This window comes from Achromobacter sp. Marseille-Q0513, from assembly GCF_018195695.1.
Lineage (GTDB): Bacteria > Pseudomonadota > Gammaproteobacteria > Burkholderiales > Burkholderiaceae_B > Achromobacter.
Window position 1 is genome coordinate 1,660 of record NZ_JAGTJY010000063.1, and the last position, 20,325, is coordinate 21,984.

General features: G+C 68.1%; 18 protein-coding genes. 12 read left to right on the top strand and 6 right to left on the bottom strand.

Annotated features, from left to right (window positions below; all coding sequences use genetic code 11):
• The 9 genes from KDH83_RS14765 to KDH83_RS14805 all read left to right on the top strand — a co-directional run.
• The coding region (locus tag KDH83_RS14765; RefSeq protein ID WP_249205119.1) for a cupin domain-containing protein at window positions 1-737 on the top strand (737 nt) is incomplete at its 5' end.
• Window positions 738-796: 59 nt separating this feature from the next.
• On the top strand, window positions 797-1,495 hold the full coding sequence (locus KDH83_RS14770) for a fumarylacetoacetate hydrolase family protein (protein WP_212317068.1): 699 nt from the start codon (window positions 797-799) through the stop codon (window positions 1,493-1,495).
• A 20-nt stretch (window positions 1,496-1,515) separates the two neighbouring features.
• Entirely contained in the window at window positions 1,516-2,154 is a 639-nt protein-coding gene (maiA, locus tag KDH83_RS14775; RefSeq protein ID WP_212317070.1) for a maleylacetoacetate isomerase, read from the top strand.
• A gap of 15 nt (window positions 2,155-2,169) precedes the next feature.
• The gene (locus KDH83_RS14780) at window positions 2,170-2,547 is read left to right on the top strand and encodes a chorismate mutase (RefSeq protein WP_103272257.1); all 378 of its coding nucleotides are present in this window, start codon (window positions 2,170-2,172) and stop codon (window positions 2,545-2,547) included.
• Entirely contained in the window at window positions 2,540-3,523 is a 984-nt protein-coding gene (locus tag KDH83_RS14785; protein WP_212317072.1) for a tripartite tricarboxylate transporter substrate binding protein, read from the top strand. Before KDH83_RS14780 ends, KDH83_RS14785 begins: the two co-directional genes overlap by 8 nt.
• Before the next feature lie 27 nt (window positions 3,524-3,550).
• Window positions 3,551-4,903 carry an FAD-dependent oxidoreductase gene (locus KDH83_RS14790; protein WP_212317074.1) on the top strand — a complete coding sequence of 451 codons (1,353 nt, stop codon included), beginning with the start codon at window positions 3,551-3,553 and terminating at the stop codon, window positions 4,901-4,903.
• Between the two features lie 72 nt (window positions 4,904-4,975).
• The gene (locus KDH83_RS14795) at window positions 4,976-6,199 is read left to right on the top strand and encodes a 3-hydroxybenzoate 6-monooxygenase (protein WP_212317115.1); all 1,224 of its coding nucleotides are present in this window, start codon (window positions 4,976-4,978) and stop codon (window positions 6,197-6,199) included.
• 25 nt (window positions 6,200-6,224) lie between these two features.
• Window positions 6,225-7,466: an ABC transporter substrate-binding protein gene (locus tag KDH83_RS14800; protein WP_249205120.1), complete on the top strand. Its 1,242-nt coding sequence runs from the start codon at window positions 6,225-6,227 to the stop codon at window positions 7,464-7,466.
• Window positions 7,467-7,556: 90 nt separating this feature from the next.
• Window positions 7,557-7,928 carry a hypothetical protein gene (locus KDH83_RS14805; RefSeq protein ID WP_212317082.1) on the top strand — a complete coding sequence of 124 codons (372 nt, stop codon included), beginning with the start codon at window positions 7,557-7,559 and terminating at the stop codon, window positions 7,926-7,928.
• A gap of 80 nt (window positions 7,929-8,008) precedes the next feature.
• Here KDH83_RS14805 and KDH83_RS14810 read toward each other — a convergent pair whose 3' ends face one another.
• The 5 genes from KDH83_RS14810 to KDH83_RS14830 all read right to left on the bottom strand — a co-directional run bounded on the left by KDH83_RS14810 (window position 8,009) and on the right by KDH83_RS14830 (window position 13,401).
• Window positions 8,009-9,025, bottom strand: coding sequence for a tripartite tricarboxylate transporter substrate binding protein (locus tag KDH83_RS14810; protein ID WP_212317084.1), 1,017 nt, complete (start codon window positions 9,023-9,025; stop codon window positions 8,009-8,011).
• A 109-nt stretch (window positions 9,026-9,134) separates the two neighbouring features.
• On the bottom strand, window positions 9,135-9,875 hold the full coding sequence (locus KDH83_RS14815) for an amino acid ABC transporter ATP-binding protein (protein ID WP_103272248.1): 741 nt from the start codon (window positions 9,873-9,875) through the stop codon (window positions 9,135-9,137).
• A 60-nt stretch (window positions 9,876-9,935) separates the two neighbouring features.
• Window positions 9,936-11,039, bottom strand: a complete 1,104-nt coding sequence (locus tag KDH83_RS14820; protein WP_212317086.1) for an amino acid ABC transporter permease — start codon at window positions 11,037-11,039, stop codon at window positions 9,936-9,938.
• Between the two features lies 1 nt (window position 11,040).
• A complete protein-coding gene (locus KDH83_RS14825; RefSeq protein ID WP_212317088.1) occupies window positions 11,041-12,261 on the bottom strand; it encodes an amino acid ABC transporter permease in 1,221 nt (406 codons plus the stop codon).
• Between the two features lie 123 nt (window positions 12,262-12,384).
• On the bottom strand, window positions 12,385-13,401 hold the full coding sequence (locus KDH83_RS14830) for an amino acid ABC transporter substrate-binding protein (protein WP_103272245.1): 1,017 nt from the start codon (window positions 13,399-13,401) through the stop codon (window positions 12,385-12,387).
• 292 nt (window positions 13,402-13,693) lie between these two features.
• Here KDH83_RS14830 and KDH83_RS14835 point away from each other — a divergent pair, with 292 nt between their 5' ends.
• From KDH83_RS14835 to cheD, 3 genes are all read left to right on the top strand, one after another.
• Window positions 13,694-14,398, top strand: a complete 705-nt coding sequence (locus KDH83_RS14835; RefSeq protein WP_103272244.1) for an ATP-binding cassette domain-containing protein — start codon at window positions 13,694-13,696, stop codon at window positions 14,396-14,398.
• Complete coding sequence (locus tag KDH83_RS14840; RefSeq protein WP_212317090.1) at window positions 14,395-15,303, top strand: permease-like cell division protein FtsX; 909 nt, start codon at window positions 14,395-14,397, stop codon at window positions 15,301-15,303. Before KDH83_RS14835 ends, KDH83_RS14840 begins: the two co-directional genes overlap by 4 nt.
• A 408-nt stretch (window positions 15,304-15,711) precedes the next feature.
• Window positions 15,712-16,497, top strand: coding sequence for a chemoreceptor glutamine deamidase CheD (gene cheD, locus KDH83_RS14845; RefSeq protein WP_212317092.1), 786 nt, complete (start codon window positions 15,712-15,714; stop codon window positions 16,495-16,497).
• Window positions 16,498-16,631: 134 nt separating this feature from the next.
• Here the strand turns inward: cheD and KDH83_RS14850 are convergent, their stop codons facing one another.
• A complete protein-coding gene (locus KDH83_RS14850) occupies window positions 16,632-20,249 on the bottom strand; it encodes an indolepyruvate ferredoxin oxidoreductase family protein (protein WP_212317099.1) in 3,618 nt (1,205 codons plus the stop codon).
• Between the last annotated feature and the right edge of the window lie 76 nt (window positions 20,250-20,325).

The following is a 20,325-nucleotide window of genomic DNA, read 5'->3' on the forward strand; positions in this document are numbered from 1 at the left end:
CCCGCCACACCCAATCCGCGCTGCGCTTCATCGTCGAGGGACGCGGCGCCTACACGGCGGTCAACGGCGAGCGCACCACCATGCGCCCCGGCGATTTCATCATCACCCCGTCCTGGACCTGGCATGACCACGGCAACGCCGACAGCGCCGACGGCGGCGAGCCGGTGGTCTGGCTGGACGGCCTGGACATCCCGCTGCTGCGCTTCCTGGACGCGGGCTTCGCCGAGAACTACCCGTCGGCCACCCAGCCCGTCACCCGCCCCGAGGGCGACAGCATGGCGCGCTACGGCCACAACATGGCGCCGGTGCGCCACCAGGCGACGGGCGGCACCTCGCCGATCTTCAACTATCCGTACGAGCGCAGCCGCGAGGCGCTGGACCAGCTCTACCGCCACGGCGAGCTGGACCCCTGGGACGGCGTCAAGCTGCGCTACCTGAATCCGGCCACGGGCGGCTATCCCATGCCCACCATGGCCACCTTCATGCAGCTCCTGCCCGCCGGCTTCCAGGGCAAGACCAGCCGCAGCACCGACTCCACCGTCTACTGCGTGGTGGAAGGCCGCGGCACGGCCCGCATCGGCGAGCAGGAATTCCATTTCGGCCCGCGCGACGTGTTCGTGGCGCCGTCCTGGCAGCCGCTGCAGCTGGCGGCGCTGGAAGACGCCACGCTGTTCAGCTATTCCGACCGCCCGGTGCAGGCCGCGCTGGGCGTCTGGCGCGAAGCGCGCGCCGACTGAACGCGCGGCCCCCGCGCGCCTTTCCGTTTTCCGACAGTCCCGCATCAGAAGGGTGATCCATGTCTTCCGTCTTTGCCCCCGCCGCGCCCGTCGCGGTGCCCGTGGCCGGCAGCGCCGACCGCTATCCCGTGCGCCGCGTCTATTGCGTGGGCCGCAACTACGCCGCCCATGCCCGCGAGATGGGCTTCGACCCGGACCGCGAGCCACCCTTCTTCTTCTGCAAGCCGGCCGACGCCGTGGTGCCGGTGGCCGAAGGCGAAACGCTATCCCTGCCCTACCCGCCCGAGACCGCCAACCTGCACTATGAAATCGAGCTCGTCGCCGCCATCGGCAAGGGCGGCTCGAACATCGCTGTGGAAAACGCGCTGGACCATGTCTGGGGCTATGCCGTGGGCCTGGACATGACGCGCCGCGACCTGCAGATGAAGATGCGCGAGGCCGGCCGCCCCTGGGAGCTGGGCAAGGCCTTCGACCAGAGCGCGCCGATCGGCCCGCTGCGCCCCGCCGCCGCGCTGCCCGACATCGCCCGCGCCGGCATCTGGCTGCAGGTCAACGGCCGCGACAAGCAGCGCAGCGACATCGGCAAGCTCATCTGGTCGGTGGCCGAGACCGTGGCCTACCTGTCGAAGTACTTCCGCCTGGAAGCCGGCGACCTGATCTATACCGGCACGCCCGAAGGCGTGGGCCCGGTGGTGCGCGGCGACCTCATGACCGGCGGCGTCGACGGCCTGGGCACGCTCAGCGTGCGCATGGCCTGAAACCTTGCAAAGAGCCGCCCATGCAACTGCACAACTTCTTCAACAGCTCCACCTCGTACCGCGTGCGCATCGCGCTGGCGCTCAAGGGGCTGTCCTATGAATACCTGCCGGTGAACCTGCGCAAACAGGAGCAGCGCGCCGCCGGATATGTGGCGCTGAACCCGTCCGCCGGCGTGCCGCTGCTGATCGACGGCGACACGCAGCTGTCCCAGTCGCTGGCCATCATCGACTACCTGGACGCCACCCATCCCGAGCCGCGCCTGCTGCCCACGGATGCGCTGGCGCGGGCGCGCGTGCTGGAACTGTCGCTGGCCATCGCCTGCGACATCCATCCCGTCAACAACATGCGCATCCTGCGCTACCTGCAGGACGTGCTGGGCGCCAGCGACGCGCAGAAGAACGACTGGTATCGCCACTGGATCGCCGAAGGCATGGCCGCCGTCGAGGCGCTGCTGCAGCGCCACGGCCAAGGCGCCTATTGCTTCGGCGACGCGCCCACGCTGGCCGATTGCTGCCTGGTGCCCCAGGTGGCCAACGCGCAGCGCATGGGCTGCGACCTGACGCCGTACGCCCATGTCATGCGCGTCCATGAACACTGCATCGCCCAGCCCGCCTTCCAGCGGGCCGCGCCCGCCCAACAGCCCGACTACATCCAATAGCCCGAGCAGGAAACCATGCAAGAACCCGATACCCAAGGCCGTCCGCTGCGCGAGTACCTGGACCCGGACTACCGACCGCTGTGCGCCACGCTGGCCGACGTGCGCGCCAACATCGACCGGCTTGACGACCAGATCGTCAAGCTGATCGCCGAGCGCGCCATGTACGTGAAGGACGCCGCCCGCTTCAAGCGCGACGCCTACCAGGTCAGCGCCCCGGCGCGCCAGGCCGAGGTCTTTGAAAAGGCGCGCCGCCTGGCCGAGCGCCACAACCAGGGCTTCGCCAATCTGGAGCAGGTGGTCGACGCCGCCTATCGCGCCATGGTGGCGGCCTTCATCGCCAATGAACAGACCTACTTCGATGCCATGAAGGACGCGGGAGACAACCATGCATAAGCCCTTGACCCTGGCCGCAAGCGCCGTCGCGCTGGCCCTCGCCGCGCTGGCGCCGCTGGCCGCCGCCCAGGCCCAGGCCTGGCCCAGCCAGCCGCTCAAGGCGCTGGTGCCGTTCGGCCCCGGCTCCAGCCCGGACCAGGTGGCGCGCATCGTCACCGAGAAGGCGGGCGCGCTGCTCGGCCAGAGCATCGTGGTCGAGAACAAGCCCGGCGCCAGCGGCAACATCGGCACCTACGCCATCGCCAATGCCAAGCCCGACGGCTACACCTTCGGCGTGTCCATCACCGGCCCGCTGGTGAACAACACGCTGCTGTTCGACAAGCTGCCCTATGCGCCCGCCACCGACCTGGCGCCGCTGACGCTGGCGGTGCACCAGCCCAACGTGCTGGTGGTGCCGGCCGGTTCCGGCATCGCCAACGTCGGCCAGCTGCTGGACGCGCTGAAGAAGAACCCGGACAAGTACAACTTCCCCTCGACCGGCACCGGCACCGTGTCCCACCTGGCGGTGGAACTGCTGCTGCAGCAGATCGGCGCGCGCGCCACGCATGTGCCCTACCCCTCGTCGCCGGCCGCGCTGACCTCGCTGATGTCGGGCGACACGCAATTCGGCGCGCTGCCGCCCATCGCGGTCATGCCCATGGTCAAGGACGGCAGGCTGAAGGCGCTGGCGGTGACCTCTTCCAAGCGCTCGGCGCTGCTGCCAGAGATTCCCACGCTGGCCGAGGCCGGCGTGCAGGGCATCGAGGGCTCGGCCTGGATCGGCTTCGTCATCTCGTCCAAGGTGCCGGCCGACATCCAGAAGAAACTGTCCGACGCGCTGATCCAGGCGATCCGCGATCCGGAGGTCGCCAAGCGCCTGCAGGCCCAGTTCATGGATCCGGTGGGCGACACGCCCGCGCAGTTCCGCGCCTACATGGACGACGAGCTGCAACGCTGGAGCCCCCTCATCAAGAAACTCGGCATCAAGGGCCAGTAGGCGCGCCGCGCCGGCAAGGAGACACGGATGCACATCACCGAACCCGCCCGCCAGACCCCGCTGCACGGCGAATACGATGTCGTCGTGCTGGGCGGCGGCCCGGCCGGCCTGCTGGCCGCGGCCAGCGCCGCGCGCAACGGCGCCAGCGTGCTGCTGGTCGAACGCTATGGCTTCCTGGGCGGCATGGGCACGGCGGCCGGCGTGTCGAACTTCTGCGGCCTGCACGCCAACGTGCACGGCACGATCCGGCAGGTGGTGCATGGCATGACGGATGAGTTGCTGGACCGCATGCGCGCGCTGGACGGGCTGAACGAGCCGCACCTGATCCTGGGCAAGATCCACGCCCAGGCCTACGACATCTCGGCCTTCAAGTGCGCGGCCGACGGCCTGCTGCGGGACAGCGGCGCCGGCGTCCTGTTCCATGCGCTGGCCACCGGCATGGCGCGCGGCGCCGATGGCGACGTCGACACGCTGTTCCTGGAAACCAAGTCGGGCCGCCGCGCGGTGCGCGGCCGCGTCTTCATCGACTGTTCAGGCGACGCCGACCTGGCGGCCTGGTCCGGCCTGCCCTTTGAAAAGGGCGACGCCCATGGCGGCATGCTCTACCCCACGCTGATGTTCAAGGTCGGCAACGTCGACGGCGCGCGGGCGCAAGAAGCCTGGAAGACCATACCGGCGCTGATGGACGCGGCCGCCGCCAGCGGCGAATTCACCTTCCCGCGCCGGGGCGCCATCGTGCGTCCGCAGAAGCACGACTACGAATGGCGGGTCAACGTGACCCAGCTGGCCGATGCCGATGGCGGCGCGGCCGACGGCACCGACGCCGAATCGCTGTCGGCCGGCGAGCTGGAAGGCCGCCGCCAGATCGTGCAGTACCTGGCCTTCCTGCGCGCCAAGGTGCCGGGCTTCGAGCAGGCCTATGTGCTGGACATCGCGCCGCAACTCGGCATCCGCGAAACCCGGCGCATCGTCGGCGAGTACATGCTGACGCAGGACGACGTGCTGGGCTGCGCCGACTTCGACGACAGCATCGGCGTGAACGGCTGGCCGCTGGAGATGCACATGGCCGGCGACGTGAAATGGCTGTGGCCGCCCATTCCCGAATCGCGCGGCTACAACCAGCTGCCCTACCGCATGATGCTGCCGCGACGCGACGCCGGCGCGGCGCGCAACGTGCTGGTGGCGGGCCGCTGCGCGTCCATGACGCACGAGGGCCAGTCGGCCGCGCGCGTCAGCGGCAGCTGCTTCGCGATGGGCGAGGCCGCCGGCGCCGCGGCGGCGCTGGCGTTGAAGGCCGGCACGCTGCCGGCCGAGCTGTCCGTGGCGCTCTTGCAGGCGCGCCTGCGCGAGCAAGGCGCGTTCCTGGGCGGCCAGGACTGAGCGAGCAACGCCGCCCTCGGCGGCGGCGACATGAAGCATGACGATGGACACAACGGCGGCAAGGAAACGGGCATGAACACGGCAACGGCGGACAGCTCCGCCCGACAATCGGTCATCGTGGTGGGCGGCGGCATCGGCGGCCTGGCCGCGGCGCTGGCGCTCACGCGCCAGGGCGTGGCGGTGCAGCTTCTGGAACAGGCCTCGCAGATCGGCGAGATCGGCGCGGGCATCCAGCTCGGCCCCAACGCCTTCGCGGCGCTGGACGCGCTGGGCGTCGGCCGCGCCGCGCGCGAACGCGCCGTCTTCACCGACCACATCATCATGATGGACGCGGTAGATGCCCGCGAGGTGGTGCGCATCGATACGGGCGAGGACTTCCGCGCCCGCTTCGGCGGCCCCTATGCTGTCATCCACCGCGCCGACATCCACCTGTCCATCCTGGAAGCCGTGCGGCAGGATCCCTTGATCCGCTTCCACACCTCCACCCAGATCGCCGACGTGTCGCAGCAAGGCGGGCGCGCCGAAGTGGTGGACACGCAGGGCCGCCGCTACCAGGCCGATGCCGTGATCGGCGCCGACGGCGTCAAGTCCGTGATCCGCCAGCGCATGGTGGGCGATCCGGTGCGCGTCACCGGTCACGTGGTCTACCGGGCCGTGGTCGAGCGCGACAACATGCCCGAGGAACTGCGCATCAACGCGCCCGTGCTGTGGGCTGGCCCGCACTGCCACCTGGTCCACTATCCGCTGCGCGGCGGCCAGCAATACAACCTGGTCGTCACCTTCCACAGCCGCGAGCAGGAGGAATGGGGCGTGCGCGACGGCAGCAAGGAAGAAGTGCTGTCGTACTTCCAGGACATACACCCGCGCCCGCACCAGATGCTGGACCGGCCTACCTCGTGGAAACGCTGGGCCACCGCGGACCGCGAGCCGGTCGAGCACTGGGGCCAGGGCCGCGTCACGCTGCTGGGCGACGCCGCGCATCCGATGACCCAGTACATGGCGCAAGGCGCCTGCATGGCGCTGGAAGACGCCGTGACGCTGGGCGAGGCCGTGCGCGCCTGCGACCACGACCTGGAGGCGGCCTTCCGCCGCTACGAGTCGGTCCGCATCCCGCGCAGCGCGCGCGTGGTCTGGTCCACGCGCGAGATGGGCCGGCTGTATCACGCGCGCGGCGTCGAACGCACCGTGCGCAATTCGCTGTGGACCGGCCGCAGCCAGTCCCAGTTCCAGGACGCGTTGCAATGGCTCTACGGCTGGAAAGTGGAGCAATGCCTCGCGGGACCCATCCAACCATAAAAAAGCAGGCACAGGAGGAGACGACATGAAGCACGCACCTACCCGCGGCGCCGTCCGCATTGCCGCAACACCCGCCGCCGGCGCGTCCCGGCGCGCCGCCCGCCGCGTCGCCGCGTCGGCCGTCACGCTGCTGGCGCTGTACGCACACGCCGCCGGCGCGCAGCAAAAACCCGTGGACATCGGCTTCATCGGCACGCTATCCACGCCCGCCGGCTACATCGGCGAGGACGAGCGCGACGCCTTCATGCTGGCCGTGCAGGAAGGCGGCGGCAAGCTCGGCGGGGTGCCCGTCAACGTGCGCGTCGAGGACGACGCGCTCAAGCCCGCCAACGCCAAGCAAAGCGCCGACAGGATGGTGCAGAGCGGCGTGCGCCTGTTCACCGGCGTGAACTTCTCGAACGTGCTGGCCGCCGTCGCGCCCGCCGTGCTCAACGCCGGCGGCTTCTACGTCAGCCTGAACGCCGCGCCGTCGAACTACGCCGGCCGCGCCTGCAATCCCAACTATTTCTCGGTGGCGTTCCAGAACGACTCCTACGCCGACACCGCCGGCATGGCCGCCAACGAGCTGGGCGCCAGGCGCGTGGTCGTCATGGCGCCCAACTACCAGGCCGGGCGCGACGCGGTGGCCGGCTTCAAGCGCGCCTACAAGGGCGAGATCGTCGAAGAGATCTACACCAAGCTCGACCAGTCGGACTTCTCGGTGGAACTTGCGCGCATCCGCTCGCTCGATCCGGACGCGCTGTTCCAGTTCCACCCCGGCGGCGCGGGCATCAACCTGACCAAGCAGTTCGCCAATTCCGGACTGGCCGGCAAGATCAAGATGATCACGCCGATCTACTCGATGGACGACCGCATGCTGGCCGCCACCGGCAGCGCCGGCAAGGGCTTCTACCTGAGTTCGCTGTGGAGCGCCGATCTGGACAATCCGCAGAACAAGCACTTCGTCGACGCCTTCACCAAGGCCTACAAGCGCGCGCCCACCGCCTACGCGGCCCAGGCCTACGACACGGCCAACCTGATCGGATCCGGCCTGAAGGCGGTCGGTGGCGACATCGCCGGCAAGCCCGACGCGTTCCGCGACGCGCTGCGCCGCGCCGACTTCCCCAGCGTGCGCGGCAAGTTCAAGTTCGGTTCCAATCAGCACCCCGTGCAGGACTGGTACCTGCTGCACATCGAGGAAGGCGCCGACGGCAAGCTGGTCTACAAGAACGTCAAGGTGCTGGCGCGCGACCACACCGACGTGCACGCGGCCGAGTGCAAGATGTAGATCGAGGCAGGACGGGCATGGCGGCAGACAAATGCGTGGCGGGGCCGTAGTATTCGGAACCTTCCGCATCGCATAGGACACGACGCCGCCATGCCCATCGCCCGAGCCGACTCCTGGAAGCGCCTGCCGGCGCCCGCCAAGCGGGCCGACCTGCCCTTCGACGCCGTCTACGACGCCGACCAGTACGCGCGCCTGCGCCAAGGCCGCATTCCACGGGAGATGGAAGACAAGTGGTTCATCTACCTGGAAGACGGCCAGCTGTGCCTGCACCGCAGCTGGACCGGCACCTGGATCTATGCGCTGCGGCTGGAACCGCAGGACGCCGGCTGGCGCGCGGCGGGCGCCTGGGTCAACCGCGACCCTGACCAATACGGCTGCACCAACCTGGACGTGGACCACAAGCAGCTGGCGCGGTTGATAGACGGCCTGCTGAACGCCCCGCTCGCCGACGAGGACGACTGAACCGGCGTACCGGCATCAAGACGGCGAAATGAAAACGGCCCGGCGCTTGAGGCGCCGGGCCGTTGATGCTTCTTGCCGGATCAGTTCAGGCTGGCGCCCGAGATCTTGACGATCTCCTGGTACTTGGCCTTTTCGTTCTTGACGAACTCGGCGAAGGCTTCGGGCGTCATCGAACCCGCTTCCGAACCCATGGTCAGCAGGCGCTGCTTGACGTCGTCCTGCTTCATCGCGTCGGCATAGGCCTGGTTCAGCTTGGCGACCACCGGCGCGGGCGTGCCGCCCGTGGTGAAGACGCCGAACCAGGTGCCCAGGTCGAAGCCCTGGACGCCGGATTCTTGCACGGTGGGCACGTCGGCCAGCAGCGAGGAACGCTTGGCGGTGGTCACGGCCAGCGCCTTGACCTTGCCGTCCTTGATCAGCGGCGCGGACGCGGCCAGGTTGTCGAACATGAAGTCCGACTGGCCCGACAACAGCGCCAGCTGCGCGGGCGCGGCGCCCTGGTAGGGAATGTGCTCGACGCTGATGCCGGCGCGCGCCTTGAGCAGCTCGCCCGACAGGTGGCCGGCGCTGCCGTTGCCGCCCGAGCCGTAGTTCAGCTTGCCGGGATTCTTCTTGGCGTAGTCGATCAGGTCGGCCAGCTTCTCGATCTTGTTCTTCTGCGCGAACTCGACGTTCATGACCAGCACGTTCGGCACCGAGGCCACGATGGTGATCGGCGCGAAATCCTTGACCGGGTCATACGGCAGGTTGGCGAACAGCCACGGGTTGATCGCGTGGGTCGCCACCGCGCCCATGACCAGCGTGTAGCCGTCGGCCGGCGCCTTGGCCACCAGGTCGGCGCCAATGTTGCCGCCCGCGCCGGAACGGTTCTCGACGATGACGGGCTGGCCCAGCGAGGCGCGCACCTTCTCGGCCAGCATGCGGGCCATGGTGTCGAGCGGGCCGCCGGGCGGGTAAGGCACCACGAAGCGCAGCGGCTTGGTGGGGAAATCGGTGTTCTGGGCCTGGGCGGGCGCGCCGAAGGACAGCGCGGCGGCCAGCGCCACGGCGCCGCTCAGCAGGACGCGACGGACGGCGCTGCGGGGGGCTTGATTCATGGGGTCTTGCTCCTGTCTACGCTTGAATGGCGGCTCGTAGCATACCGCAGCGGCCCGGCGATGAAAAAGCCGCCCGAAGGCGGCTTTTTCCTACCGGACTTGCCGGCCGTCAATGCAGGATCTGGCTCAGGAACAGCTTGGTGCGCTCGTTCTGCGGGTTGTCGAAGAACTCGTCCGGGCTGTTCTGCTCGATGATCTCGCCACGGTCCATGAAGATGACCCGGTTGGCGACCTTGCGCGCGAAGCCCATTTCGTGGGTCACGCACAGCATGGTCATGCCGCTTTCCTGGGCCAGGCTCACCATCACGTCCAGCACTTCCTTGACCATTTCCGGGTCCAGCGCCGAGGTCGGCTCATCGAACAGCATGATCTTGGGGCTCATGCACAGCGAACGCGCGATGGCCACGCGCTGCTGCTGGCCGCCGGACAGCTGGCCGGGGAACTTCTTGGCCTGGTCGGGGATGCGCACGCGCTCCAGATACTTCATGGCCGTGGCCTCGGCCTCGGCGCGCGGCTTCTTCAGCACCCACATGGGGCCCAGCGTCAGGTTCTCGAGCACCGTCAGGTGCGGGAACAGGTTGAAGTGCTGGAACACCATGCCCACGTCCTTGCGGATCGTCTCGATGTGCTTGAGGTCGTTGGTGAGCTCGGTGCCGTCCACGATGATATGGCCCTTCTGGTGCTCTTCCAGCCGGTTGATGCAACGGATCATGGTGGACTTGCCGGAACCCGACGGCCCGCAGACCACGATGCGCTCACCCGGCGCCACGTCCAGGTTGATGTTGCGCAAAACGTGGAACTGGCCGTACCACTTGTTCACGTCCTGCAAACGAATGATGGCATCAGACATGCCTGTACTCCCGTAGATATCGCTGTGCGCGCCCGCCTCGCGGCGGACGCGCGGTAGTGGCTAGCGCGCGTGGCCAGTGGCCAGTCGCCGTTCCAGCGCCTGGCTGTATTTGGACATGGAAAAGCAGAACACGAAGTAGATGAGCGAGATGAACAGGTACGCCTCCACCCCGAACCCGCGCCACGCCGCGTCGGACAGGGCCGCCTTGGCCGCGAGCGTCAGATCGAAGATGCCGATGATCACCACCAGCGAGGTGTCCTTGAACAGCGCGATGAAGATGCTCACCAGCGGCGGGATCACGATCTTCAGCGCCTGCGGCAGGATGATCTTGCGCATCTGCTGCCAGTAGTTCAGGCCCAGCGAATCCGCGCCTTCGTACTGCCCCTTGGGGATCGCCTGCAAACCGCCGCGCACCGTCTCGGCAATGTAGGCCGCCGCGAACATGATGATGGCGATCTGCGCGCGCAGCAGCTTGTCAATGGTGAAGCCTTCCGGCAGGAACAGCGGCAGCATCACCGAGGACATGAACAGCAGGCTGATCAGCGGCACGCCCCGGATCAGCTCGATGTACACGACGCACAGCGCCTTGATCGCCGGCATCTTCGAGCGCCGGCCCAGGGCCAGCAGCACGCCGATGGGGAAGGCGAAGGCGATGCCGAAGGTCGACAGGATCAGCGTGAGCGGCAGGCCGCCCCAGCGCGCGTTCTCGACATAGGTCAGGCCGAACACGCCGCCCCACATCAGGAGCGCGACGGCGGTCAGGCCGACGGTCCAGATCAGGGCCAGCTTCCAGTTCCAGAAACGGCGGATGCCGCTGCACACGATCACCGCCACCAGGATGATGGTGGCGATCAGCGGGCGCCATTGCTCGTCGAACGGGTAGGTTCCGAACAGGATCAGCCGGTGCTTTTCAATGATGAAGGCCCAGCAAGCGCCGCCCACCGACTGACGGCATTCCTGGGCGTTGCTGGCCGTGTAGTTGGCCTTGATGAAGGCCCACTCCACCAGCGCCGGCACCGCCATCAGCAGGAACCAGGCGGCCAGCACCGTGATGAGGATGTTCAGCGGCGACGACAGCAGGCGGCTGCGGATCCACGCCCAGACGCCGACATGCGTCTTGGGAGGCGGCAGGCCTTCACTGGGGGTATGCGTAGTGCTGCTCATCTCAACGCTCCACCAGCGCGATGCGCTTGTTGTACCAGTTCATGAAAATCGAGATCGACAGGCTGACCGTCAGGTAGGCGGCCATGATGATGAGGATGCCCTCGATCGCCTGGCCCGTCTGGTTCAGCGTGGTGTTGACCACCGACACGATGTCCGGATAGCCGATGGCCACGGCCAGCGAGCTGTTCTTGGTCAGGTTCAGGTACTGGCTGGTCATCGGCGGGATGATCACGCGCAGCGCCTGCGGCAGCACCACCAGGCGCAGCACCAGCGGACGGCGCAGGCCGAGCGAGCCGGCCGCTTCCCACTGGCCGTTGTTCACCGCCTGGATGCCCGAGCGCACCACTTCGGCGATGAAGGCCGAGGTGTAGATCACCAGGCCGGCCAGCAGCGCGGCGAACTCCGGCGACAGCGTCAGGCCGCCCGAGAAGTTGAAGCCCTTCAGTTCCGGCATGTCCAGCGTCAGCGAGGCGCCGCTGGCCAGCCAGCCGACCAGCGGGCCGAGCACGATCAGGCCGATGGCGGCGCGGCCCAGCGGGAACACGCGTCCGGTGGCTTCCTGGCGCTTCCTGCCCCAGTGGCCCAGGAACAGGATGGCGACGATGGCCACGGCCAGCCCGATCAGCATCCAGTCCAGCGAGTTACCCTCCAGCCCCGGCACCTTCAGGCCGCGGTTGGAGATGAACACGCCCGGCAGCGGATTGTGCGCCTGGCGCGGGCCAGGCATGTTTTCCGTGATCAGCGCGTACCAGAAGAACAGTTGCAGCAGCAGCGGCACGTTGCGCATGACCTCGACGTAGATCGAGGTGATCTTGGCGATCAGCCAGTTCTTCGACAGCCGGCCGATGCCGATCAGCGTGCCGAGGAGCGTGGCCAGCACGATGCCGATGACCGCCACGCGCAGGGTGTTGAGCAGGCCGACCCAGATGGCGCGGCCATAGGTGTCGGCGGGTGTGTAGGCGACCGGCGTTTCGCCGATGGCGAAACCGGCCTCGCGGTTGAGGAAGCCGAAGCCGGTGGCGATGTTGCGCACCGCCAGGTTGTGCAGGGTATTCGATACCAGGAACCACACGGCCAGCGCTACCGCCGCCAGCGCGACCACCTGGTACACCACCGCGCGCACGCCCGGATCGTTCCAGTTCAGCCGCCGCTTGGGAGCAAGCTGGGCGCCGGCGGAAGACCGCGGCGCCGGCTGATGGGCATTATTGTTGGAATTCGTCATGAATCACTTCTACAGAAGTCGGATACCGGGCGGCGGCGCCACGCAGGTCGCGCCGCCCACTCCTGCCGCCCGCGCGTGGCGGGCAGGGCGGGACATCCGGTCCCGCCCCCGGGCAGCCGCGTGTCAGCGCACGGGCCAGCCGTACATCAGACCTCCGTTCTTGTACGAAGCGTTCAGGCCGCGTTCAAGCTTCATGGCGCTCTTCTGGCCGAGCGTGGTCTCGAAGCTCTCGCCGTAGTTGCCCACCTGCTTGATGATGTTGTAGGCCCACTTGTCATCCACGCCCAGGTTCTTGCCCATGCCCGGGGTCACGCCCAGGATGCGCTGGATGTTGGGGTTGGTGCTCTTGGTCATCTCGTCGACGTTGGCCTTGGTGATGCCGTATTCCTCGGCTTCCAACATGGCGTTCAGCGACCAGCGGACCACGTTGAACCACTGCTCGTCGCCCTGGCGCACCATGGGGCCCAGCGGCTCCTTGGAGAAGCCTTCCGGCAGGATCACGTACTTGTCCGGGTTCTCGAGCGTGGTGCGGGTCGAGGCCAGCTGCGACTTGTCGGTCGTGAAGGCATCGCAACGGCCGGCCGAGAAGGCGCGGATGATCTCGTCGTACTTGTCGATCACGACGGGCTTGAATTCGATCTTCTGGCCGCGGAACCAGTCGGCCAGGTTCAGCTCGGTGGTGGTGCCGGGCTGCACGCAGATGGTGGCGCCGTTCAGTTCCTTGGCGCTCTTGACGTTCAGGTCCTTGGAGACCATCACGCCCTGGCTGTCGTAGTAGTTCACGCCCACGCCGATCAGGCCCAGCGTGGTGTCGCGCGTCAGCGTGACGGTGGTGTTGCGGGTCAGCACGTCGACTTCGCCGGACTGCAGCGCGGTGAAGCGCTGCTGCGTGTTCAGCGGCGTGACCTTGATCTTGCTGGCGTCGCCGAACATGGTGGCGGCGATGGCGCGGCACAGGTCCACGTCCAGGCCCTTCCATTCACCCTTGCTGTCCGCGATCGAGAACCCCGGGATGCCCGTGGAAACGCCGCACTGTACAAACCCTTTCTTCTTGACGTTATCGAAGGTCGCGCCCGCGTGGGAAGCTGCGGAAGCAGCGAACAAGGCGGCGCCGACAGCAGCGAGTTTCAGTACTTTCATCGTGATCTCCGTGTGGGTGAATCGAAGCCGGTAACCGGGCCGTGTAGGCCCTGCACATGCGCCGAATGGTAGCGGCGGCGCAGCAAACGGCGCATCGGGGAATTCCCTCGAAATATAGGGACACTGGTTGAATAAAAACACCGTTCACCGCGAAAAACGGGGACGGTTTTTCGTTCGAAAGAATCGCGTTTCCGCTCGGTCACATGCAGGCTTTGGAAACGTCTTGGCCACGCGGGAATGCGTCCTTCTCCCTGTCCCCGAGTTACTATTGCGGCTTCATCCGACAGCCGCCATGATCGAATTCCAGCACGTCTTCAAATCGTATGGCCGCGGCCGCAATATTCTGGCCGACATCAACTTCCGCGTGAGCGCGGGAGAGTTCATCTTCGTGTCCGGACCGTCCGGCGCCGGCAAGTCCACCCTGCTCAAGCTGATCGGCGGGCTGGAGCCCGCCAGCCGTGGCTCCATCCAGGTCAACGGGCAACGGCTGGACAAGCTGCCGGCGCGCGCGCGCCCCTATCTGCGGCGCGCCGTCGGCGTCATCCTGCAGGACACCCATCTGCTGTTCGACCGCAGCGCGTTCGAAAACGTGATGCTGCCGCTGGCCGTCACCGGCCAGGCCTGGGACTCGGCGGCCGCGCGCGCCCGCGCGGCGCTGGACAAGGTCGGCCTGTCGGGCAAGGAAGAACTGAACCCGATCGAGCTGTCCGGCGGCGAGCAGCAGCGCCTGGCGATCGCCCGCGCCATCGTCAACCGCCCCGCCATCCTCATCGCCGACGAGCCCACCGCCAACCTCGACCATGACAACGCGCAGCGCATCATGAATGTGTTCCGCGACTTCAACCGCGTCGGCGTCACCACGCTGATCGCCTCGCACGACCAGGAACTCATGGCGCGCTACGCCACGCGCACCCTGCGCATCGACCCCGGCAAGTTCTCCGACTCCCATGGCCCGGCCACGCCCGCGCCGGCCGCCGGCGAAGGAGCGCAAGCATGAACGCCTGGCTGCGCCAACACCGCTACGCGCTCATGGTCACCGTGCGCCGGCTGATCAAGCAACCCTTCTCTTCCCTGGCCAACCTGCTGGTCATGGCCCTGGCCCTGGCGCTGCCGCTGCTGGGCAGCGCCATCCTGGTATCGGTGCAGCCGGTGGCGCGCCAGATGTCGGTCACGCCCGAAGTCACTGTATTCATGCGCGTGGACGCCCCGGCCGGCGCGGCCGCCGGCGTGGCCAAGCGCATCCAGTCTGAAAACCACGACGATGTGCGCGCCGTGCGCGTGGTCGGCCGCGACGACGCGCTGGCCAGCCTGCGCGCCAACCCCGCCTGGCAGCAGGCGCTGGCCGTGCTGCCGGGCAACCCGCTGCCGGACGCGGTGGTGGTCACGCTGGCCGACGGTGAAGACCTGTCGGGCCGCGCGGACCGGCTGGCCAAGGTATGGAAGCAATGGGACCAGGTCGACCTGGTGCAGCTGGACAGCGCCTGGGTCCAGCGGCTGGAGGCCATCCTGCGCTTCGCCCGCATCGGCCTGGGCTTCCTGGCCGCCTGCGTGGCGGTCGTGGTGCTGGCGACGGTGTTCAACACCGTGCGCATGCAGGCGCTGTCGCAACGCGAGGAAATCGCCGTGGCGCGGCTGGTCGGCGCCACCGAATCCTTCGTGCGCCGTCCCTTCCTGTACCTGGGAGGCCTGTCGGGCGCGCTGGCCTCGCTGCTGGCCATCGGCGTGGCGGCGCTGGCCTTGTCGCCGCTGAACAACGCCCTGCTCGGCCTGGCCCGCAGCTACGGCGCCGAGTTCGCCCTGCGATTGCCCGGCACGCCCGTGCTGGCGAGCGCCGTCTTGGCCGCCGCCGTGCTGGGCGCGCTGTCGGCGCGCTGGTCGGTCACGCGCAGCACACGTTTCTGAGCACGGCGTCAAACGCCGTTCTAAAGCCCCGTATAAAGCACCTTCTTCCCCGTGATCGGGGGAAAGCCACGCGCGGCCTCCATGTAGGATGGTTCCAGATCATCCCGGCGGGGCTGCGCGCGACTGTGCAGCCTCTGCCCGCGAAGACGGCGAAACCCGTGCCGGACCGCAGCGCCAGGGCGTTGCGGCAGGCCGCCGCCGCGGAACGGAAAGAACAGAACACAGGGGAAGCAGCCAGCCATATAAGCAGGGACGCATAGTCGCCGCCGTTACACAGCATTTCTCCCGCTGATCTTGCGAATATGCAAGAATAAAGCGCAAATTTTTTACATATTTTGAAACGAATTCTGTTTTCCGTAGCAGTGCCTTACGTGTCCTTATCGTTGCCCTTGCCCAATATCCAGCGCCATGGTCTCCCGTCTTGAAGCTCGCGCAACGCGCCATTACTACGACAGCGCGTTCCAATGTCAGGCGGTGAAGGTACTTCCTAACGAGTACTACGTCACCGACGAAGACCTGATGATCTCGACCGTGCTCGGGTCGTGCGTCGCCGCCTGTATCCACGATCCCAAAACCGGGGTCGGTGGCATGAACCATTTCATGCTGCCGGAGGGCGACATGCAGTCGCCCGCCTCGGCCACCATGCGCTATGGCGCCTTCGCCATGGAAGTGCTGATCAACGAACTGCTCAAGGCCGGCGCCTCGCGCGACCGCCTGGAAGCCAAGGTGTTCGGCGGCGGCGCGGTGCTGTCCGCCATGCAGCAGATGAACATCGGCGAACGCAACGGCCAGTTCGTGCTGAACTACCTGAAGACCGAAGGCATCCCCGTCAAGGCCCAGGACCTGGGCGACGTGCATGCGCGGCGCATCAACTATTTCCCGCGCGACGGCCGGGTGATGGTGCGCAAGATGGCGCCCCATCACCAGCGCGCCGAGGAGATCATCGCCAAGCGCGAACAGGTCGCCGCGCAAAGCGTGCAGGCCAAGACCGAGAGCCCGCCGCGCGTCGAACGCTTCACGCGTCCCGGCGTGGAGCTGTTCAAGCGTCCGGCTGCCCGGCCCGGCGTGGAGCGCTTCGACACCGCGCCCGCCCGCCCCGGCGTGGAACGTTTCAACACGGGCGCCGCGCGCCCTGGCGTGGAGCGTTTCGATACCGGCATCACCCGCCGCAACAAGACGGAAACCACCGGCTGATTCCGGGCGGATCGGCGCGAACGCCGATCCGCTCCCAGCCGGGCGCAGCCAGGCGGCCCACGCCTGGCCGGCCCGCAGCGCATGGTCTGCGGCGCTCGCGCCGGGCGATACAGGCCGGCGCCCCTGCCCCGCCTTCAGGCCGCCCGCGTCCCGCCCAGCTTCACCACCGTCGCGGTGAAATCCTTCAGCAGCGCCTCGCGGCGCTGCACCGCGCGCGCCATGGCGGCCTCCTTCACGTGGCCGTAGCCGCGTATCTCTTCGGGCACGCTGGCCAGCGCCACGGCGCGGTCCAGGTTGCCGCGATTGAGCTTGGGCAGGATGGCCGTCAGCGTCTCGTGGTAGTCCCTGACCAGCTCGCGCTCGGCGCGCCGCTCGGCGGTGTAGCCAAACGGATCGAAGCGCGTGCCTCGCAGGCGCCGCAGCCGCGCCAGCAAACGGAACAGGCGCAGCGTGCCCGGTCCGTAGGCGCGCTTGACCGGCTTGCCGTCCGGGCCGCGCCGCGCGAACAACGGCGGCGCCAGATGGAAGCGCAGCTTCCAGTCGCCCTCGAACTGCTGCGCCACGCGGCGCTCGAACTCGCCGTCGGAGTACAGGCGCGCCACCTCGTATTCGTCCTTGTAGGCCATCAGCTTGAAGGCATAGCGCGCCACCGCCAGCGCCAGCCGCTGCGTGCCGGTGGCCTCGCGCTCGGCGCGCGCCACCTTGTCGACCAGGTCGGCGTAGCGCGCGGCGTAGGCGGCATCCTGGTACCGGGTCAGGAACTCGCGTCTCACCGACACCAGCTGCTCCAGCTCGCCCGCGGGCTTCTTCAGCTCGGCCACCGGCGCTGCTGCGCGCGGGCGGCGCAGTTCGACGATGCCCTCCGGATAGGCCGACGCCGGCTTCGGCCCCTGCGCCACCAGCCGGTTCAGCTCGGCCAGGTCCTGGGCCGCGCGCCGCCCCCAGGCGAAAGCCGCCTGATTGGCGGCCACCTGCTGGCCGTTGAGCTCGATGGCGCGCAGCAGCGACTCGCGCGACAGCGGCAGCCAGCCCTTCTGGTAGGCATAGCCCATCATCAACGGGTTGGCGTAGATGGCATCGCCCAGCAGCGCCACCGCCAGCGCGGCCGCGTCCACCGTATCCACGTGCTCCTTGCCGCACACGCCTTCCAGCTCCGAGGCCAGCGCCGCGCCGGGCAGGGTCCAGTCGGGATTCTTGACGAAGGCGGCGGTCGGCGCGGTGTCGCTGTTGAGCAGCACGCGCGTGCGTCCCGGCGACAGGCGCGCCATGGCGTCGGCGCTGGTGGCCACCACCAGGTCGCCAGCCAGCACCAGGTCCGCCTCGCCCATCGCCACGCGCGTGTTCATCAGCTGATCCGGCGCGGCGGCCAGCACCACGTGCGAATACACGGCGCCGCCCTTCTGCGCCAGGCCCGCCATGTCCAGCACCGAACAGCCCCTGCCCTCGATATGCGCGGCCATGCCCAGCAGCTGGCCGATGGTGACCACGCCGGTGCCGCCCACGCCGGCGATGAATACGCCATAAGGGCGCGCAAGACCGGGCACCGCCGGCGCCGGCAGCGCGTCGTCGATCGCGCCCTCGGGCGCCAGCGGCTGCGGCTTGCGCAGCTTGCCGCCTTCCACCGTCACGAAGCTGGGGCAGAAGCCCTTCAGACAGGAGAAATCCTTGTTGCAGCTGGACTGGTTGATGGCGCGCTTGCGGCCGAACTCGGTCTCCAGCGGCTCGACCGACAGGCAATGGGACTGCTCCGAACAATCGCCGCAGCCCTCGCACACGCGCTCGTTGATGAGCACGCGCCGCGCCGGGTCGGGATAGGCGCCGCGCTTGCGGCGCCGGCGCTTCTCGGTGGCGCAGGTCTGGTCATAGATCAGCACCGACACGCCGGCGTGGTCGCGCAGTTCGCGCATCACCGCGTCGAGTTCGTCGCGGTGATGCACCGGCACGCCCGGCGCCATGCCGGCCATGCCGCGATACTTGTCCGGCTCGTCCGTCACCACCACGATCTTGTCGATGCCCTCGGCCGCGACCTGGCGGCTGATCATGGGCACGCTGATGGGGCCGTCCACCGGCTGCCCGCCGGTCATGGCCACCGCGTCGTTGAACAGGATCTTGTAGGTGATCGGCGCCTTGGCCGCGACCGCCGCGCGGATCGCCAGCAGCCCGGAATGGAAGTAGGTGCCGTCGCCCAGGTTGGCGAACACATGCTTCTCGTCGGTGAAGGGCGCCTGGCCGATCCACGGCACGCCCTCGCCGCCCATCTGGGTGTAGGCCTGGGTGTTGCGGCCCATCCAGGTCACCATGTAGTGGCAGCCGATGCCGGCCATGCCGCGCGAACCCTCCGGCACGCGGGTGGAGGTATTGTGCGGACAGCCCGAGCAGAACCAGGGCTTGCGCTCCTCGACCACGCGCGGGCGCGCCAGCGCCCGTTCGCGGGCGGCGATGGCGTCCAGCCGCGCCTGGATGCCGGCGCGCACGTCCTCGGGCAGCTCGAAGCGCAGCAGCCGCGAGGCGATGGCCTTGGCCACCATGGCGGGCGAGAACTCGTAGTGCGCGGGCAGCAGCCAGTTGCCCTGCGGCACCGCCCACTCGCCGCCGTCCTTGTCGTCGAACTTGCCGACCACGCGCGGGATCTTCTTGCCGCTGCCGATCCAGCCGAACAGCTCTTCCTTGAGCTGGTATTCCAGCACCTGGCGCTTTTCCTCCACCACCAGGATCTCGTCCAGCCCGTCGGCGAAGCGCTGCGTGCCGGTGGATTCCAGTGGCCACACCATGCCCACCTTGAACAGCCGCAGGCCGATGCGCCGGCAGACCTCGGGCGACAGGCCCAGGTCCGCCAGCGCCTGACAGGTGTCCAGATAGGCCTTGCCCGACGTCATGATGCCGAAGCGCGCCTCGCTGGCGGGCACGTGCCAAGGCTCGCGGTTGAGCTGGTTGGCGCGCGCATAGGCCAGCGCGGCGTACAGCTTGTAGTCCAGCAACCGCGCTTCCTGTTGCAGCGGCGTGTCGGGAATGCGGATGTTCAGGCCATCGGGCGGCAGCTGGAAATCCTCGGGCAGCAGAATCTTGACGCGCTCGACATCCACGTCGACCGAGGCGGACACCTCGACGATGTCGGTGATGCACTTCATGCCCACCCAGACGCCCGCGTAGCGGCTCATGGCCCAGCCATGCAGGCCGTAGTCCAGCACTTCCTGCACGCTGGCCGGGAACAGCGCCGGAATCATGCAGGCCTTCAGGATGTGATCGCTCTGGTGCGGCAACGTGGAGGACTTGGCCGGATGATCGTCGCCCGCCACGACCAGCACGCCGCCATGCGGCGAGGTGCCGGCGGCGTTGGCGTGCTTGAACACGTCGCCGCAGCGGTCCACGCCCGGTCCCTTGCCGTACCACATGCCGAACACGCCGTCGTAACGCGCGCCGGGAAACAGGTTGACCTGCTGCGTGCCCCAGACCGCGGTGGCGGCCAGGTCCTCGTTGATGCCGGGCTGGAACTCGACATGGTGCGCCTTCAGGTACTTGGCGGCCTTCCACATGTTCTGGTCCACGCCGCCCAGCGGCGACCCCCGGTAGCCCGACACGAAACCGGCGGTGTTGAGCCCGACCCGCGAGTCGCGCAGGCGCTGCATCATCGGCAGGCGCACCAGCGCATGGATGCCGCTCATCCAGGCGCGGCCGGTTTCAAGGGTGTACCTGTCGTCCAGCTGGACGGATTCGAGGGCCGCCAGCACGGCCGGCGAAAGAGGCGCATTCATGTACATCGCTCCAGTGAGTGTCACTCGACCTGCAATCGCAATACATAAATCCACAGCACAAACCCGCCGCCGCGCC

Excerpts from the sequence above, each read along its gene's own strand:
- KDH83_RS14770 (WP_212317068.1), top strand. The coding sequence starts at position 797 with ATGTCTTCCGTCTTTGCCCCCGCCGCGCCCGTCGCGGTGCCCGTGGCC.
- maiA (WP_212317070.1), top strand. The coding sequence starts at position 1,516 with ATGCAACTGCACAACTTCTTCAACAGCTCCACCTCGTACCGCGTGCGC.
- KDH83_RS14780 (WP_103272257.1), top strand. The coding sequence starts at position 2,170 with ATGCAAGAACCCGATACCCAAGGCCGTCCGCTGCGCGAGTACCTGGAC.
- KDH83_RS14785 (WP_212317072.1), top strand. The coding sequence starts at position 2,540 with ATGCATAAGCCCTTGACCCTGGCCGCAAGCGCCGTCGCGCTGGCCCTC.
- KDH83_RS14790 (WP_212317074.1), top strand. The coding sequence starts at position 3,551 with ATGCACATCACCGAACCCGCCCGCCAGACCCCGCTGCACGGCGAATAC.
- KDH83_RS14795 (WP_212317115.1), top strand. The coding sequence starts at position 4,976 with ATGAACACGGCAACGGCGGACAGCTCCGCCCGACAATCGGTCATCGTG.
- KDH83_RS14800 (WP_249205120.1), top strand. The coding sequence starts at position 6,225 with ATGAAGCACGCACCTACCCGCGGCGCCGTCCGCATTGCCGCAACACCC.
- KDH83_RS14805 (WP_212317082.1), top strand. The coding sequence starts at position 7,557 with ATGCCCATCGCCCGAGCCGACTCCTGGAAGCGCCTGCCGGCGCCCGCC.
- KDH83_RS14810 (WP_212317084.1), bottom strand. The coding sequence starts at position 9,025 with ATGAATCAAGCCCCCCGCAGCGCCGTCCGTCGCGTCCTGCTGAGCGGC.
- KDH83_RS14815 (WP_103272248.1), bottom strand. The coding sequence starts at position 9,875 with ATGTCTGATGCCATCATTCGTTTGCAGGACGTGAACAAGTGGTACGGC.
- KDH83_RS14820 (WP_212317086.1), bottom strand. The coding sequence starts at position 11,039 with ATGAGCAGCACTACGCATACCCCCAGTGAAGGCCTGCCGCCTCCCAAG.
- KDH83_RS14825 (WP_212317088.1), bottom strand. The coding sequence starts at position 12,261 with ATGACGAATTCCAACAATAATGCCCATCAGCCGGCGCCGCGGTCTTCC.
- KDH83_RS14830 (WP_103272245.1), bottom strand. The coding sequence starts at position 13,401 with ATGAAAGTACTGAAACTCGCTGCTGTCGGCGCCGCCTTGTTCGCTGCT.
- KDH83_RS14835 (WP_103272244.1), top strand. The coding sequence starts at position 13,694 with ATGATCGAATTCCAGCACGTCTTCAAATCGTATGGCCGCGGCCGCAAT.
- KDH83_RS14840 (WP_212317090.1), top strand. The coding sequence starts at position 14,395 with ATGAACGCCTGGCTGCGCCAACACCGCTACGCGCTCATGGTCACCGTG.
- cheD (WP_212317092.1), top strand. The coding sequence starts at position 15,712 with ATGGTCTCCCGTCTTGAAGCTCGCGCAACGCGCCATTACTACGACAGC.
- KDH83_RS14850 (WP_212317099.1), bottom strand. The coding sequence starts at position 20,249 with ATGAATGCGCCTCTTTCGCCGGCCGTGCTGGCGGCCCTCGAATCCGTC.